Source organism: Methanobacterium sp., assembly GCF_038562635.1.
In the GTDB taxonomy this organism is placed as follows: Archaea; Methanobacteriota; Methanobacteria; order Methanobacteriales; family Methanobacteriaceae; genus Methanobacterium_D.
Map to the genome: position 1 here is coordinate 1,579,798 of NZ_JBCFBO010000001.1, position 16,672 is coordinate 1,596,469.

A 16,672-nucleotide genomic window follows, 5' to 3' on the forward strand; every position below is an offset into this window, starting at 1 on the left:
TCAATTTAAAAACTTATTACAAACACACCAGTTTCTCACGTGTATGATGTTAATATTTTTCCATAATTAATGATTCTGTTCCCATCGATATGTTTATATATCCCTATCGAGCTAAGATTGATCAATAAATTCTAATCAAGTATAAAACGATGAAAATCTTTCAAAATAAAAAAATCAATTAATTATTATATTACGAGATGTTAACAATGGCAGAACTAGTATGGGAATGTTTAATCATATCATTAATCCTATTATTTGGTGTTAATATTGGCCTTGCAATGGGCCTTACAGAGATCCGCAAAAAGGAGGCCCTTGCATTTTCAATATCATATGGTTTAGTCACGCTGATCATAAGCATACTGGCCAATTTTTTAAACAGCGCATTATACAGCACTATTAATTACTGCATCTTTGCAGTACTTGGAATTATAGGAGTTATAACCCTTTTAAGTGGGATTTACACCATTAAAAAATGGAAAGAAACAAAAAAAGAACTTTACTCTCTTAAATCAGCGGCCATGTTGTCCTCATCTGCATGTTACTTTGCAGGATTTATGTCCGCTGCAGTACTTTTAAGTAAAGAAATAACAACTTCTTTCCTGGAGTTCAACTTATTTATGAGTATTGCATTAATTTTAGCAATAATGGGATTCCATTTATTTTCCAAAATTTTAAGGCATGCAGAAATGCCCTATCCTGTTTTACTTGGAAATTTCATGATTTTAAATGGATTTTATTTTTTAATAAGCGCGGCACTTATTCCAAATATTGCGGAATTATCTTCGGTTCAAACAAGCGCATTATCTATAAATTCAGATATTTCATCACTGATTTTCCTTATAATGGGATTGGTAGGGATTTTCTTAATAGGAGCTTACCTAAAAGGAGAGGGAATTACAAGCACGGAAGATATCCTGCAAAGAATAAAGTTAACAGCGTTTGACAAAACCAAAAAAACTAAACAATCAAAATAATGTCTTAAATACACAAAAACAGTTGAATAGATCAGGTGATTTTATGCAAATTATTGGAAGCGAAATTTTAAGTAATTTATTATATTTAATAGCTCAAAGCTTGCTTATACCCGTTATATTAGTTCTTCTAGCCTTTATAGTATATGCAGTTTTAAGTTTAGGGAGTTTTTTAACCGAAAAATTTTCAAAATCAAAATTCGATGTGGACAAAACAGAAGCGTTGATAAGAGCCATCTCAAAATCAGCCAATCCTGAAGAAATGGCGAAGCACGTTCAGGACAGCGAGCTCCCTGTTGACCAGAAAAAAGTGCTGGTAAAAATTATCTCCAACCACGACATTGGTTCAAAATCAAGAAGGGCACTTGCTACAAAACTAATTGAGGAAGAAGAGCTCAAATTTTCAAATATAACTCAAAGAACAGATATATTAATAAGATTAGGTCCAACTATGGGCCTTATGGGAACTTTAATCCCTTTAGGCCCAGGATTATCTGCACTTGGAACTGGGGATATAAATTCATTAGCACAATCTTTAATATTAGCATTTAATACCACAATAGCAGGTTTAGCAGCTGGTTCAGTAGGTTTTATCATATCAAGATACAGGAAAAAATGGTATGCTGATGATTTATCCATTTTAGACGCAATAGTTGATTCAACGCTGGAGGTTCTGGACAAATGCCAAGAAAAAGGAAGTTTTTAGAATACGAAGATGATGATGATCCCTCCTCAGGAATGGGCAGCCTGACAGACTGCATGTTGGTTCTGGCACTTGGATTTATGATATTTGCCATTATGGCGTTACAGAGCAATCCTACATTATTTTCAGAGTCATCATCAGGGTCTAGCCCGAATTCAGTTTCAGTTAGCACGGGCCAAACCATCAATGATACTCCAGGTAATCAATCAGGGTCAGGCAATAATTACCAGCAGATGGGAACGGTTTATAAAGACCCTAAAACGGGTAAGCTTATCATGGTCAGCCAGTAGTTTATTGGATGCATAAAAATCAGACTAATCAATGCATCCTTCATTTAAGGAATATAAACGATATAATGCATTAAATCTAGAAAATTAATGAGGAATACTGGAAAATCATTATAACTGCCAAATTTAATGAAAAATGATACTTTACAATAAATTATGAGAGTGATGAAATGAAGAATTATTTTATTTTAATTGCAGCACTATTCTTAATAACCGCATCAGTGGGAGGGCACTATCTAACAGAGAATGGATATCTCTCAATGGGAGGTAACACCACCATAACAGATATGGCTAACAGAACATTGACTGTTCCGTCTCCTGTAAACCATGTACTGGCAACTTCTCCAACCACGACAATCATGATATATATGCTAGCTCCTGAGAAGCTACTAGCTTTTAATTACCAGACAACAGCTGAAGAACAAGCTTACATGCCGGATCAATATAAAAACTTACCATCAGCGGGAGGATGGTACGGATCACAAACTGCTGATTACGAACAATACATATCAATGAACCCTGATGTGATATTTGACAGCGTTTCAACATCTGATTCTGGATCGGAAGATGCGGCTACGGTGGCCACCCTCAACGCAAGACAGAAACAACTGGGTTCAATACCCGATGTTGGTGTGGCTGATACCAGTAATGTTACCACATTTAGCTCTTCCATCGAGTTCCTCGGAAAAGTACTGGGAAAAGAAGGTGAAGCCCAAAAATTAAATGATTTCAATGCCAAAGTCCAAAAAGAAGTTAAAAATGGAGTATCTAGCATATCTGACAGTGAAAAAGTAACTGTTTATTATGCTAAGGGTTCTACAGGACTTCAAACTGCCCCTGCAGGCTCTGCACACACACAGTTAATTGAGCTTTGCGGTGGAAAAAATGTGGTTAGTGCTCAGTCAGGTGGAGAAGGAATTGTCAGTGTATCCATAGAACAGGTTTTAAAATGGAATCCGGATGTTATTATAACTTCAGACTCAACATTCTATTCAAATGTTTACAAGAATTCCAGCTGGAATGAAATAACTGCCGTCAAAAATAAAAGAGTGTATCTTGCGCCACAGGGACCTTTCAAATGGTTTGGCCAGCCAGACGGTGCAAATATGATTATTGGAATTCCATGGACAGCTAAAATACTTTATCCTGACAAATTCAAGAATTTAGATTTAACAGGTGAAGTTAAAGAATTCTATTCTGAATTCTACCATTATGATCTAAGCGATGATGATGTTACTAAACTCCTGAAAGGGTCTGGAATGAATTCCAGCATGATAAGTTAAGACTAGCACTTATCTTAAGTGAAAATACAATAAGAAATACAAATTACTGGATTTCAGGGAGTAATCTCTAGTGAAATCAAGGAGTATACTGCAATAATCAGGACTTAAATAATGATTACAGTGACTCCCACTATTTCATTAAAAGAAAGTAATATAAGTTAAATATCATGGTGAAAATATGAATAAATTCTTTATTGGTCTTGGAGTTATTCTGGTGGCCACTGCAGTAGTTTTAGCTGTATTCGGACAGTCCATTGTAACTAGTGATCAATCCAACGTTAGTGTAAAATGGCATGATGATTTGAATTCAGCGCTTCAAGAAGCTAAAAATACCAATAAATCAATCTTCATAGATTTTTACGGTGAGGGATGTTCTTACTGTAAGCAGCTTAGTGAAAACACACTTTCTGATTCAAGTGTCGAGAAAAAACTCAGCCAGGATTATGTAGCAGTTAAGATTGATACAAATCAGAACCCCAATTTATCATCACAATACAAAATCTACGGACTTCCTACACTGGTCATTCTAAATTCAAATGGCCAGGAAATAAAAAGGCAGGAAGGATACGTATCAGCCGATCAATTGTTAAATTGGCTTTAATGGAGCATAAAATGAATATAAGCTTTTTAATTTCTTTTTTTACAGGTGCAGCATCAGTAATTTCGCCCTGTGTATTACCCCTTATACCAATAATTGTGGGGCATTCCATTCTAAAGAAGAAATTTTCACAAACAACAGCATTCATCCTCGGATTTTTTTTAGTTTTTACAATTATAACCATACTAACTGTCTTATTTACAGCCGCAATAAATTATTATCTTCTATATTTTAGAATAACTGCAGCATTACTTCTAATTGGAGTTGGAATATTTTTTATAATTGACAAAAACATTTTTAAACATTCTTACACTCCTAAAAGTAATAATAAAAACACAGGATCATTTATGTTAGGCTTTCTGACCTGTCTTGCTTGGTCCCCCTGTTACGGCCCATACATAGTAGCTATAGCAACTTACAGCGCATCTACTGGAAATTTAATTTATACTACAGTTAATATGGCATTATTTGCCGCGGGATATTCTTTAACCTTACTACTTATAGGAATTTTTGCTTCAAAATTGAATTTTGAAAGATTAATCACATACTCCAAATGGATAAGAATAGGATCTGGAGCCATAATCTTTATTGCAGGACTTTACCTTCTGTTAAATTTATTATAGCAGGGAGTTTCATAGTCGACACCATAGATTGATTTTCAAGTTTCAATTCTTCTTTTTTCTAAATTTCATAATACGCCCAGTACAATCCATAGTTAGTTTAATAGGAGGATATTATGAAAGTGAGTGAAAGAAATCTTGTAAAAAAATAGGATAATATCTGCAGGATCAGGAAAAGTAATATCAAACGTAAATTACAGATTACATTCAATTCCAATAATTACAACAGCGCCCTAACTGGTGGTGCTGAAGACGATCTGCAAATTAATTAAGAAGTTATAATTGCCCATATAATAAAATATACATAGATTAAAGTTTAAAATAACAATTAAATGGATTTCAGCCGCATAATTCATATTTTTATTCATTTTTTATCCACTTAGACCTAACTAAATTTTTTATAGGTTCTCCTAACAAATATAACGCGTGTTAATTTGTTAAATTGGTAAACAAAGAAAAATAGACCAGATTGCTTATTTTTTAAAATAAAGGGCTCATTCGATATGTTTATATATTCTGTTCGCAAATATGAAAAAAGAGGTCTATCTTTTTGAAAAGATCCGTTTCTTTTAAACCAATATTACCTGTAATAAGGAGGTAAAAATATGAACAACAGGAATATAGCGATAATAGCTATTGTAATAATTGCTGTCGCCGCAATTGGAGTTTATGGATACAGTACATACTCAACTTCATCAGAAAGCGGTACTATAGTAATATATGCAGCAGACAGCCTGGGAAGTCAATTGAATGCTACTGCAAAGGAATTTAAAAACCAGCATCCAAATGTCAACGTAGAAATACACTATTCTGGAAGTCAAGCTGCAATCAGACAGATAACTGATCTAAATAAGAGTGCAGATATCATGGCATCAGCTGATTACGGTCTCATAGATCAGAGACTGATACCTAACTACACCAGCTGGAATGCTAAATATGCGCGTAACAACCTGGTAATTGCATACACCAACAAAAGTAAAAACAGCAGCCAGATTAACAGCACTAACTGGTACCAGATATTCAACCAGTCAGACGTAAAATTTGGTTTCAGCGATCCAAACTCTGACCCAGCAGGATACCGTGCAGTCATGATGATAAAACTTGCAGATTCCTACTACAACAACAGCGATATATTCAACAGCCTTGTTGCCTCAAATTCTGCAATTACATCTGCAGCAAACGGTACAGGATACGCAATAAGCGCTCCAGCAAACCTGAATCCCGGCTCCCACATCATGATAAGAGACGATGCAGCACAGTTAATGCCGTCCCTGGAATCCGGTGCTCTTGATTATGCTATTGTATATAAAAACATCGCAGAGCAGCAGAAAGGCTCAGGTGTAGAATACATGGAACTTCCAGGCTCATTAAGCCTTAACGACACCCAATATGAATCAGATTACAAAAAAATAAGTTTAGTAGAGTACAGCGACAGCAACGACGCCAATAAAACAAAAATAGTAAAATTGTCACCTATCGTCTACGGAATTACTGTATTGAACAACGCACCACAAAAACAGCTTGCAACAGAATTTGTCCAGCTGCTTTTAAGCCCAACTGGTACACAAATAATCCAAAACAGCTTCCAGGAACCTATAACTCCAGCAATAGCAACAAATGATTCAACCAACATTCCACAAGCTCTCCAGCAGTACATAACCGGCGGCAAATAATGGACATATTAGGAGAATTTATCTCCTACCTATTTTTTTTATTATATTAAGACGTTTTGCAGGATATAAATAGTAGTAAAAACTAAAAATTATAAAACGATACTTATTTTAAAGTTGATAGTATGAGAAAACTAGATTATACAACCATTTTCTTCGCATTCATGGGATCTTTCCTGGTCCTGTTCATTTTCATTCCCATACTCAATTTAATGGTGTCTTCTGATCCCAGTTCTATCATAAAGAACCTTCAAGACACAGAAGTAATCAAATCTATATTCGTAAGTGTGTACTCTGCACTTGCAGCTACGGTTATAGCATTACTGTTCGGAGTACCGCTTGCATATGTCCTGGCAAGACATGATTTCTTTGGAAAAGGGCTTGTAGAATCAATTATTGATATTCCAGTTGTAATACCCCATACTGTAAGTGGTATTGCTCTTTTACTTGTGTTTACATCAGGAGGCATACTTGGAGCGCCGTTTAGTAAATTTGGCATCATCTTTACGGATGCACTCCCCGGTGTTGTTATTGCAATGCTTTTTGTAAGTTCTTCTTTTGTTGTAAACTCTGCAAGGGAAGGGTTTGAAAGTATTGACCCACGTATGGAAAAGGTAGCCCGTACACTTGGTTCAGGGCCTCTAAGGACATTTTTTGTTATAACTCTTCCACTCGCTTTGCGAAGTATTGCCGTTGGGTCAATAATGTGCTGGGCCCGGGCAATAAGTGAATTTGGGGCCATTATAATTATAGCTTACTACCCTCTGGCAGCTTCAACCCTTATTTACCAGAGGTTCGTGAATTTTGGATTATCAGAGTCAACTCCAGTGGCTGTTATCCTTATATCACTGTGTTTAATACTGTTTATATTAGTTAGAATTCTTATAAAAGGATGGAGAACCTATGATAAGAATTGAAAACCTTTCAAATGATTGGAAAGAATTTAAAATAAATAACATTAACCTGCAGGTCAAAGACAACGAGTACTTCATCATTTTAGGCCCAAGCGGATCTGGTAAGACCATGCTTCTAGAATTAATTGCAGGAATGTGGCCCCTTGATTCAGGTAAAATTTACATGGACAACAGGGATATTACAACGCTTCCCCCAGAAAAAAGAGGAATCGGCTTTGTTTACCAAAATTACATGCTCTTTCCACACAAAACCGTGTTCGAAAATATTGCATTTGGGTTGAAGGTGAGAAAAGTCCGGGACGAAGAAATAAAAACCAGGGTCAAGGAGATGATGGACCTCCTTAAGATTTCCCACCTTGCAGACCGCCTGCCACGAACTTTAAGCGGAGGGGAACAGCAGAGGACAGCTTTAGCCCGTGCCCTCATCATTTATCCTAAAATTTTACTTATGGATGAGCCTTTAAGTGCACTGGACAGGAAAACTAGAGATGAATTAATGCAGGAATTAAAGGAGATACATAGAAAATTCGATGTGACCCTTGTTCATGTCACCCATAACTTTGATGAAGCACTTATGCTTGCTGATCGAATAGCAATCATGCGGAACGGTGAAATTTCCCAGGTTGGTACCTCAACTGAAATTTTCAGGCACCCTGCAGACAAATTTGTGGCCGACTTTGTAGGGGCAGAAAATATAATCGAAGGTACTGCTAAAAAAGATGGAGAACGGCTAACTATAATAAATACTGGAAATATATCGATATATTCTACTGAACAGAAACACGGGCATGTTCACATAACTGTAAGACCTGAAGATATTATATTATCTACACAAAAAGTTGAAACCAGTGCCAGAAATGTTTTTAAAGGGTCGATTAAAGAGATAGTAGATACTGGAGCGTTGATAAAGCTAACTATTGATGTAGGCGAACCGCTGGTTGTATTTTTAACCCGGCAGTCATTTTTAGATATGGAGTTAAATATAGGAAAATCAGTCTGGACCTATTTCAAAGCCACAGCAGTACACGTTTTTTAATTAATTATTCTTTTTTTATACTTATTTAGACTAATAATAGACAGAAGACCTGTTTTAAAACAAATATGTTTATCCAGTTCATTTTAGTTGTTATAATTTGAATAGCATTTTTCATCACCTGGACATAACAACCTCATATTCCTTTAAATTTGTTAGGGAAGCCTATATTTATATTTTTAGAGAAAATAGTCATAACGATACGTTTATATATACATTTCTATAAAGTTCACATTAAGTCTTATTAGTTTTTAGGACGTATTAATAGGAGGCGAATTATGGATACAAAAAACATCGCAATTATTGCAGTCATAGCAGTTGTAATTATAGTTGCAGGCATATATGCAAGCGGCGTCTTAACAGGCGGAAACAGTGCAAGCGGAAATATCACTGTTTTAGCTGGCGCAGGCACTATGAAAGCTATGAACGAATTAAAAACAAATTTTGAAAAAGAACATCCAGGTACAACAGTTAATATACAATACGGTAACAGCGGAGAGCTTTTTGCAACATTAAGCTCACAAAAAAGTGCAGACATGGTAGTTCCAGGAGACCTGACATTTATGGACAACGCTAAAAGTAAAGGTTACATCGATAACAGTACCGTTAAACCGATAGTATACCACATACCAGTCATAGCAGTCCAGAAAGGAAACCCTAAAAATATAACTTCTGTAAAAGACCTGGGTAAATCTGGAATTAAAGTTGCTTTAGGAGATACCAACGGTACCGCTGTCGGTAAACAGAGTATAAAAATACTCAATAAAACAGGCGACTTAGTTGCAGTTAAAAGTAACGTCGTTGTCTATGCACCTACTGTAAACCAGCTCTTAACTTACCTCACATCAGGTCAGGTTGATGCAGCTATAGTAACAGAAGATATAGCAAATACAAGTGCTTCTGAAGGTAAAATCGAAATAATACAGATTCCAGAGGACCAGAATGCCATTGCTACCATTGGTGTTGGCTTAACCACTTTCACTAAAAATAAGGACCTTGCTATGCAGTTTGAAGACTACATAACCTCCTCTAATGGCCTGGCAGTATGGGAGAAAAACGGATTTAAACCTGTAAATCAATAAATAGAGGACATCAAGCTTTATAAACCAGTGAAACGATACAGTGATTACATGAAAAGCAAGCTTGAAATAACCTTTATTTCCATTTCTTTTATTTTTACTGCACTTTTATTCATAATTATAGGCAGCCTTTTTTTTATGCCATCCTTACAAGGATTCATCCAGTCGCTTTTTTCAGAAGAAATGGCAACTGCATTTAAACTAACTTTATCTACATCAGTAATAGCAGCATTAAGCGTGATACTAATAGCTGTGCCCACTGCTTATTCACTGTCCAGATATAAGTTTCCACTTAAAAATATAGTGAAAAGTATTTTAGACCTTCCCATGGCATTTCCAGAAATTATTTTAGGTATAGCACTGCTGATGCTCTTTGGAAACAATTTATTTGGAAATTTCCTGCAGAACCTGGGCATAAATATCGTTTTCACCACAACAGGAATAATCATAGCCCAATTCTTTGTTGCATTTCCCTATGCGGTAAGAATAATTTACTCTACATTTAACTACATCAACCCCCGATATGAACTGGTTTCCAGAAGTTTAGGGTATGGAGAATTCGAAACCTTTAAAAATATAACCCTTCCCCTTGCTAAAAGTGGAATATTCGCCGCATTAGTTGTTACGATTGCCCGCTGCATAGGAACATTTGCCGCGGTCCTCCTGGTAGGCGGTGGAACATACCTAAAAACTGAAACATTACCAATTGCTATTTACTACAATTTATCACTTGGAAATATAGATATGGCCATAACAGCAAGCATAATACTTATATTGATATCATTTGCAGCCATATTCGTGCTGGAAAAATATGCAAACGAAAATACAGGATGATCCAATGTTTTTAGAAGTTCAAAATTTGAGTGTTGATCTCGGAGAATTTTACCTTGACAATGTGAATTTAAGTCTGGATAAGAACAGTTACATGGTGATCATCGGCCCAACTGGTTCAGGCAAATCTGTCCTCTTAGAAACAATTGCTGGATTTTACAGGGCAGAAAAAGGAAAAATATTCCTCGAAGAAAAAGAAATAACAGAGTTAAATCCTGAAAACCGTGGGATAAGTATAGTCTATCAGGATTATGTACTTTTTCCCCATATGAACATCTTTGAAAATATATCCTATGGATTAAAGAAAAAAACAAATGATAAAGAAATAATAAAATCTAAAGTTTTAAAGATGGCTAAACTCCTTAAAATTGATCATCTTTTACATAGGAATCCTGATACCTTAAGTGGTGGCGAAAAACAGAGAACTGCCATTGCAAGATCCCTTATTGTCGAACCAAGAGTACTGCTTATGGATGAGCCATTCAGTGCCGTTGATGTAAGTACCCATGCCTACCTTACGAAGCTAATTAAAAATGTAATAGCAGACTATGAAACTACATGTATCCATGTAACTCATAACTTTAATGATGTCTGGAACTTAGCTGATAAAGTGGCAGTTATGAAAGAAGGTAAAATTCTTCAACAGGATATACCCACAGAAGTATTTTCAAAACCTTCCCACAATTTTGTTGCAGACTTCGTAGGCATACACAATATTTTTGAAGGCAAAATCATCAAAAAAGAAGGTTCTCTAACTAAAATAAAGTTAGATTCGGATTTAATCATATACAGTTCAGATTCATCTGAAGATTCAGGTAAAATTCTAGTAGGTATAAGACCAGAAAATGTTATTTTTTCAAATGAAACCTTTGTTTCTTCTGTTCAAAATCAGATTAAGGGAGTTGTAAACGAAATTGTAAAAGTTGGCCCTATAGTCTGGATAGAAGTTAAAATAGGAGAAATTAACTTTAAAGGGATTTTAACCCCAAATTCATGTGAAAAATTAAAGATTAAAAAAGGGAAAAACATCTATTTAAGTTTTAAATCGGTTAATGTCAAAATAATTGATAAAAAGGAGTTCTATACTCCATAATTAATTTAATTATTAAAGTGCTAATTAATCGCCACATCTGTCAATAACAATTACAGTTATGTCTTCCTGGCCTTTAGGAGTATGTCTAATTTCAATTAAGTCGTCTTTTACTTCTTCCAGGTCTATTTCAATGGTTGAATTTAATGTGTCACCCTGTACTTGAACCATTACACTGCAGGTTTCCCTGTCTTTTAAACACTCAGTTTCAACGTTTATAACTTCTCCCGGAGTATAAACTCTGTTATAAGACAATTCTATGTTGTCATAGGTTTTTACATTATTTTTTATGTATTCAATAGCAGCGTCACAATCCATTGTTATCTCTTTTTCCATAAAAATCACCTCTTACTAAGGCCAATATTCATTGAAGTATGTGTGTACTATTATTTTAAAGTTTCTTCAATAACAATTATAACAAGTTCATCGTCGGTGTTGGTATGTCGAATTTCCAAAATATCATCTTTAATCTGTGTTAAATCAAGATGGACTGTATCATTTAATAATTCGCCCATTAATTGAAGTGTGAGGTTTAAGCTTTCATCTTCTTCATCTTCTTCTATATCCAGAACTTCTCCAGGTACATACACCATATTATACGAAATTTCCAGAATATCATACTGTTTAACTTCATTTTTGACGTAATCTACAACGTCATTGGCACTCAATATTATTTCAGTTTCCATGATTATCACTTGATCTTTCTGTAAAATAAAAGTTTCTAAAAGTTTTAATTTTAAAAAGTAGTCCTATATTTTCAAAAAAAAGAAAAACAACGACCAGCAAAAATTAAAAATTTTCACCGGTCCCTCGAAAATGAGTTTTCAGGGCCCTTGAAAACTCTTGAAATTATAAATTTCAAATTATTTTCGAGTAGTTGAACTAGAGTTTATCCCTGTTCTTTTCAGCATTTAGCCATAATCGGCCTTTTCCGTTTAAAGCAATGTCACCGATGTATTTTATGTATTTTCCAGGTAAAACTTCTCCTTCAATTTCAGGATTGTCGTATATACCTTCCTGGGTAAATCCTTCCAGTAAACGACCAAGTTCCCCGTTAACAACGATGTCACCGTTTTTCATCTGTCCACCAGGCCATCTGGTTACGTCACCATCAATCTGGATGTAACCTTTAGTCATGTGGATACCTGCAAGAATATCACAGTTTCCTTTAACGATTATTTTACCACCGGATAAACATTCACCGAGCTGTTTACCAGCGTTTCCGTTGAGGGTTATAGTTCCTCCACTCATTCCTCTCCAGTCACCGATGTATGATGCTCCACAGAATTCTCTGGTATTTCCGGTGATTGTGAGGGATCCTCCCCTCATTTCCCTACCGGCATAACTCTCTGCATTTCCGTTAACTGTGATGGAACCTCCTTCCATTTCAGCTCCGCAGTGTAAATCCGCGTCTCCGTTAACTATGATTTCACCTGCACTCATTTTGCTACCGATGTATTTTACTCTGCCGCAATCTCCGTTTATGACCATTTTTACATCGCCAGCACTTTCAGCATCTCCTTCCACTTCTATAGTGAAGTAGTCTGTGAGTGGGAATCTTGAGTTTCCAATTGGTACCATATACTTTTCAAAATCTGCTTTTTCCCAAGTGTATACTTCATCTGGAATTAATTCGTCGAATTCCAGTGCTATTGGGGAAGTCTTTATTTGATCTAAAGTTATTGTTTTCAAGCTTAACACCCCTTATTTACCTGCTTGATTAATTGTTGTTTCAATTGGGTTAGGTAAATATTTGTCATATACCTGATAGTTTTCAAATTTAATTGAATAATATCTGGTAAAGTCAGGCATTACCCTTTCCATTACTGATTTTTCTTCTGCTTCTAATCCTTTTACGTTGGTCCATAAAGTCTGGCTTGGTTTGATACTTACAACTTCACCGTCTTTGACTACTATTTGACCATCTTTAATTGTGTACATTGCAGCACCGAAAGCTTTTTCTATTGCTGCAGGGTCTTTAGATGGGTCTATGTCAAATGGGTTAATGTCATATACAGCTATGTCTGCGTTGTAACCAGGTGTGAATTCACCTCTGTCCTGATATCCGTAGATTTTAGCTGGTCCTGCTCTAGTAATGATTGCTATTTCATTGAAGTCGTATTCCCTGTCAATGGTTGCAAGTGCGGTTCTTCTGTGAGACCATGGGTGAACTTCTTTGTTGTCCATCATTTCATTTCTTCTTTCGCTGCTCATTAACCAGGAGATGATTCTTGGGTATCTTATGAATGGACCTGCGTTAGGGTGGTCAGTTGTTAAACAAACTTGCCATGGATCTTTGACTCCCATGAATAACTCTAATCCAACAGCCCACTGGAAAGCTGAAACTGGAGCTTTTGGTGAGTAAATACATGGTACAATACCAGATGCTGTTTCCAGTTCAATATCCTTGTTAGCCCATTTGAGACCATTCAGCTGGTGTAAATCAAATTCAAATGGAGCATCAGCTGTCATGGTTGTGGTTTCGTCAAGGGTTATCTGTCCAACGTCCATTGTTACATGTTTGTTTTTGTTTATGTAATCTGTAACATAATCTGCACCAGATTCAACATCTCTCCAGCTTGTACCAGCGTATGAATGGAACTGAGCGTGAGTTATGTGGACAGTCTGGTTTCTGACAGGTGAGTTTTTCTCAACATCTTTGACTATGTCTAAAGATCCTATAGTTGTTGGGTAGTTTCCTGGGTGTCCTAAGTTGTTAGGGTGTATGTGTATTGAATGTGGCAGTCCTAACTTTTCGTTAGCTTTTGCAAGCGCAGTTATTACTTCTCTGGAAGTTACGTCCCAGTATGGAGCCGGGTCGTCAATTCCATGTACATTCATACCCCATCCCCATGCTTCACTTCCACATGGGTTAACTATTTTTACACCGTAACATTTGGTGAGTTTTAACCATGAAGAGATGAATGCTGCAAGTTCATCTATTTTACCTTCTTTAGCAAACTGGAGTACAAACCAGTTGTTACCAAAGAGAGCAAGTGGAGTAATGTCGAGGTTAGGTATAGCCATTATTTCTTCGTGAGTGTGTTTAGCTTCTAGTGGAGGCACAGCTGCTTCTGTTACTGTTCCGTATCCCATTCTAGAGTATCTGTATCCGGTTGCAGGACAGCTTGGTATGGAAAATCCACTTTCTGATCTTGCTACACCTTTTCTACCGGTTACACCTTTTCTTGAATCTTCAGGTCTGTACAACCTACCTACAACAAGTTTTGGTCCTGCTACGTGAGCGTGAGGATCAATTCCTGCAGGCATTACAATTTTATCAGTTACATCAATTACTTTAGCATCAGAAGAGACGTTTTCAACGATTTTTCCATCCTTGAACATTATGTCTTTCTTTTCTCCTGCTATCTTGTTGGCAGGGTCGTAAACAATACCGTTTTTAAGTATGTATTCCATGAAATCACCTATTTAGCTAAAGCTCCTTCTTCGGATTGTGAAGTTCCTTGCTCAGCTTTGATTTTTTTAACTCTTTCTAATAATTCTTTTACGATCCATTCATCGTCTCTGCAAGTTTCAGGTTTGTCTATAGCTTTTTTCATGTAGATTGGAACACCGTCCATCCTATAACTGGTACCAGCAGCTTCCACACCTATGAATGATCCTGGAAGTACTACATCTGCTATTTCAGTTGATGGTCCCCAGTGGATATCTATCTGTATAACTGGAATTTCTGCAAGGTGTTTTACAGCTCCTCCAGGGTAGTGTGCTCCTGGATCTGCAGCTATTACCATGAATACATCACATTCTTTCCTTGTTAAGAGATCTATTGTGTTGGTTTCCCCGTTCATGTATCTCTGGTATCCTCTTGAGAAGTCGACACCGTATGGGAATCCAGTTTCATAAGCCATGAAAATATTGAACCCGTTAACGTTGAAGTGACCCCTCATAGGCATTAGTACCCATTTGGAGTATTTGTTTAAGTCAGCTATCATTTGAATAGCTATGTCAATGTTTCTCTGTTTGGATAATGTGTGGGTTAAACCTAAACCGAAGTAAAGTGTACCGAATTGAGCATTTTTCATTTTTTCGGTTAATTCATATATGTCTTCTTTAGGTATACCTGAAATTACATCTTTTTTGAGTTTTTTACCTTTTAAAACTGCCCTTATAGCATTATAGAACTCGTAATCACCGTTTTGTTCAAACCCAATCCATACATCAGACATTTTAGCTGTGTCACTGTATTTAGGGTCCATTGTAACAACAGTTCTGTCGTATCTTCCCCTTGGCCTGAAGTATCCTCGTGGGAAAGTACTGTATCTAGCCATGTGTCTTGGGTGAGAGTTCATAGCGTTACTTCCAGTGTAAACAACCATGTCTGCACGGTTTTTACCTTCTCCGAGGGTGAAAATAGGGTATCCTACATTCTGAACTGCCTGAATAGAAGGACCGTGGCAGATAGTTGCCTGGTTGTCTAAGACAGCTCCTACTAATTCACCAAGTTCGAGACCGTAGTGCATGGTTTCAATTGAAGTTTCACTCCAACCGTAGAATACAGGCCTTACAGCTCCAGCTATGAGTTCTGCAGCTTTATCTAAAGCAGCATCCCAGTCAACTTCTTCAAGTTCACCTTCTTCATTCCTTATCATTGGTACTAATAATCTCTGATCCATATCTTCCATAATCTTACTAGCACCTAGTCTGCAAGCATGTCTTACTGCAACAACATGCCCATCTTTAACTAAATAATCTAAATCGTCACAGTTACATCCGCAAAAAGCGCAAGTACAGTTTTCTACGATTTCATCGTAGTCTGTTATTGGTTCTTCGTAATTTGCCATTTATGTAACCTCCTTATAATTTCTTGTAGACCGGCATCTCTCCAAGTGAAGTAAGTTTGGCGATGCTTTCTTCATCCTTATTACCGACGTATTTTTTGTAGGTTGCCCTCATAAGGTCAGCCATTAATAAAACGTCTTCATCAGATTTTTCAACTGTACACATGATCCCCTTGTATGTAGGGTCACAGCAGCAGTAGGTCTCAGGGCTTGTTACTACATTTGCCCATGGTCCTTTTGGTATAAATATTGTGCCTTCATGAGGAGCATCCCTTGAGTGAGCAGCGAATACAATTACTTCTCCCCAGTCAGAAACTACTTTCACATGTTCCCAATTAGCGACACCTAATTTAGCCATGTCTTTAGGGTCCATGTATGCTACTCCTGCAACTTTTCTGTATTCATCTTTAAGGGTAGATCCTCTTTTTTTGCAAGCTCCTTGGTAAATGTCGGAACCTGTGTTAAGCATTACTTCTAATTTAGTTCGTTCTTTAGCAGTTGGTTCTTCAAATTTTACTACTTTTGGAACGGCTGGTTTTTCTACATAAGTCAAATTTAACACCTCATTCTAGCCAGATTGCATCTGTAGGACAGAATACTTGGCAGGTACCACATTTTGTACAGCTATCTTTACTGAATAATTTGATTACTCCATTTTCAACCATCATAATTACGTCTTCGGTCTTAGGACCGTGTCCACCTGAAACTTCAGGACTGATTGATGCATTTATTGGGCATGCGACTACACAAACACCGCATCCGAGACATTTGTCTTGGTTTACTTTAAGTTCCAT

At 36.5% G+C, this 16,672-nt stretch carries 19 protein-coding genes; 12 read left to right on the forward strand and 7 right to left on the reverse strand.

Annotation, left to right across the window (positions count from 1 at the left end; all coding sequences use genetic code 11):
* Positions 1–206 precede the first annotated feature (206 nt).
* The 12 genes from AAGU07_RS07730 to AAGU07_RS07785 all read left to right on the forward strand — a co-directional run bounded on the left by AAGU07_RS07730 (position 207) and on the right by AAGU07_RS07785 (position 11,082).
* On the forward strand, positions 207–974 hold the full coding sequence (locus tag AAGU07_RS07730; RefSeq protein ID WP_342458537.1) for a DUF2162 family putative transporter: 768 nt from the start codon (positions 207–209) through the stop codon (positions 972–974).
* Positions 975–1,017: 43 nt separating this feature from the next.
* Positions 1,018–1,677 carry a MotA/TolQ/ExbB proton channel family protein gene (locus AAGU07_RS07735; protein ID WP_342458538.1) on the forward strand — a complete coding sequence of 220 codons (660 nt, stop codon included), beginning with the start codon at positions 1,018–1,020 and terminating at the stop codon, positions 1,675–1,677.
* Positions 1,653–1,964, forward strand: a complete 312-nt coding sequence (locus AAGU07_RS07740) for a DUF2149 domain-containing protein (protein ID WP_048081405.1) — start codon at positions 1,653–1,655, stop codon at positions 1,962–1,964. Before AAGU07_RS07735 ends, AAGU07_RS07740 begins: the two co-directional genes overlap by 25 nt.
* A gap of 167 nt (positions 1,965–2,131) precedes the next feature.
* Complete coding sequence (locus tag AAGU07_RS07745; protein ID WP_342458539.1) at positions 2,132–3,244, forward strand: iron ABC transporter substrate-binding protein; 1,113 nt, start codon at positions 2,132–2,134, stop codon at positions 3,242–3,244.
* 178 nt (positions 3,245–3,422) lie between these two features.
* Positions 3,423–3,845 (forward strand): thioredoxin fold domain-containing protein, encoded by a 423-nt coding sequence (locus tag AAGU07_RS07750; protein ID WP_342458540.1) that lies wholly within the window; start codon positions 3,423–3,425, stop codon positions 3,843–3,845.
* 11 nt (positions 3,846–3,856) lie between these two features.
* On the forward strand, positions 3,857–4,465 hold the full coding sequence (locus tag AAGU07_RS07755; protein WP_342458541.1) for a cytochrome c biogenesis CcdA family protein: 609 nt from the start codon (positions 3,857–3,859) through the stop codon (positions 4,463–4,465).
* Between the two features lie 602 nt (positions 4,466–5,067).
* Positions 5,068–6,135 (forward strand): tungstate ABC transporter substrate-binding protein WtpA, encoded by a 1,068-nt coding sequence (gene wtpA, locus AAGU07_RS07760; protein ID WP_342458542.1) that lies wholly within the window; start codon positions 5,068–5,070, stop codon positions 6,133–6,135.
* 122 nt (positions 6,136–6,257) lie between these two features.
* Positions 6,258–7,049 (forward strand): tungstate ABC transporter permease WtpB, encoded by a 792-nt coding sequence (gene wtpB, locus AAGU07_RS07765; RefSeq protein WP_342458543.1) that lies wholly within the window; start codon positions 6,258–6,260, stop codon positions 7,047–7,049.
* On the forward strand, positions 7,036–8,082 hold the full coding sequence (gene wtpC / locus AAGU07_RS07770) for a tungstate ABC transporter ATP-binding protein WtpC (RefSeq protein ID WP_342458544.1): 1,047 nt from the start codon (positions 7,036–7,038) through the stop codon (positions 8,080–8,082). Before wtpB ends, wtpC begins: the two co-directional genes overlap by 14 nt.
* Positions 8,083–8,357: 275 nt before the next feature.
* On the forward strand, positions 8,358–9,161 hold the full coding sequence (gene modA, locus AAGU07_RS07775) for a molybdate ABC transporter substrate-binding protein (RefSeq protein WP_342458545.1): 804 nt from the start codon (positions 8,358–8,360) through the stop codon (positions 9,159–9,161).
* A 48-nt stretch (positions 9,162–9,209) separates the two neighbouring features.
* Positions 9,210–9,992: an ABC transporter permease gene (locus tag AAGU07_RS07780; RefSeq protein WP_342458546.1), complete on the forward strand. Its 783-nt coding sequence runs from the start codon at positions 9,210–9,212 to the stop codon at positions 9,990–9,992.
* The gene (locus AAGU07_RS07785) at positions 9,970–11,082 is read left to right on the forward strand and encodes an ATP-binding cassette domain-containing protein (protein ID WP_342458547.1); all 1,113 of its coding nucleotides are present in this window, start codon (positions 9,970–9,972) and stop codon (positions 11,080–11,082) included. The genes AAGU07_RS07780 and AAGU07_RS07785 overlap by 23 nt, the downstream gene beginning before the upstream one ends.
* A 24-nt stretch (positions 11,083–11,106) precedes the next feature.
* Here AAGU07_RS07785 and AAGU07_RS07790 read toward each other — a convergent pair whose 3' ends face one another.
* The 7 genes from AAGU07_RS07790 to AAGU07_RS07820 form a co-directional block, all read right to left on the reverse strand.
* Positions 11,107–11,415 carry a DUF2097 domain-containing protein gene (locus AAGU07_RS07790; protein ID WP_342458548.1) on the reverse strand — a complete coding sequence of 103 codons (309 nt, stop codon included), beginning with the start codon at positions 11,413–11,415 and terminating at the stop codon, positions 11,107–11,109.
* 50 nt (positions 11,416–11,465) lie between these two features.
* Positions 11,466–11,765 carry a DUF2097 domain-containing protein gene (locus AAGU07_RS07795; protein WP_342458549.1) on the reverse strand — a complete coding sequence of 100 codons (300 nt, stop codon included), beginning with the start codon at positions 11,763–11,765 and terminating at the stop codon, positions 11,466–11,468.
* Positions 11,766–11,961: 196 nt separating this feature from the next.
* On the reverse strand, positions 11,962–12,780 hold the full coding sequence (locus tag AAGU07_RS07800; protein WP_342458550.1) for a formylmethanofuran dehydrogenase subunit C: 819 nt from the start codon (positions 12,778–12,780) through the stop codon (positions 11,962–11,964).
* Positions 12,781–12,783: 3 nt separating this feature from the next.
* Positions 12,784–14,496, reverse strand: a complete 1,713-nt coding sequence (locus AAGU07_RS07805) for a formylmethanofuran dehydrogenase subunit A (protein WP_342458551.1) — start codon at positions 14,494–14,496, stop codon at positions 12,784–12,786.
* 8 nt (positions 14,497–14,504) lie between these two features.
* Complete coding sequence (locus tag AAGU07_RS07810; RefSeq protein ID WP_342458552.1) at positions 14,505–15,881, reverse strand: formylmethanofuran dehydrogenase subunit B; 1,377 nt, start codon at positions 15,879–15,881, stop codon at positions 14,505–14,507.
* A gap of 13 nt (positions 15,882–15,894) precedes the next feature.
* On the reverse strand, positions 15,895–16,347 hold the full coding sequence (locus AAGU07_RS07815) for a molybdopterin dinucleotide binding domain-containing protein (protein ID WP_342459359.1): 453 nt from the start codon (positions 16,345–16,347) through the stop codon (positions 15,895–15,897).
* Between the two features lie 94 nt (positions 16,348–16,441).
* Positions 16,442–16,672, reverse strand: coding sequence for a 4Fe-4S binding protein (locus tag AAGU07_RS07820; protein WP_048081391.1), 231 nt, complete (start codon positions 16,670–16,672; stop codon positions 16,442–16,444).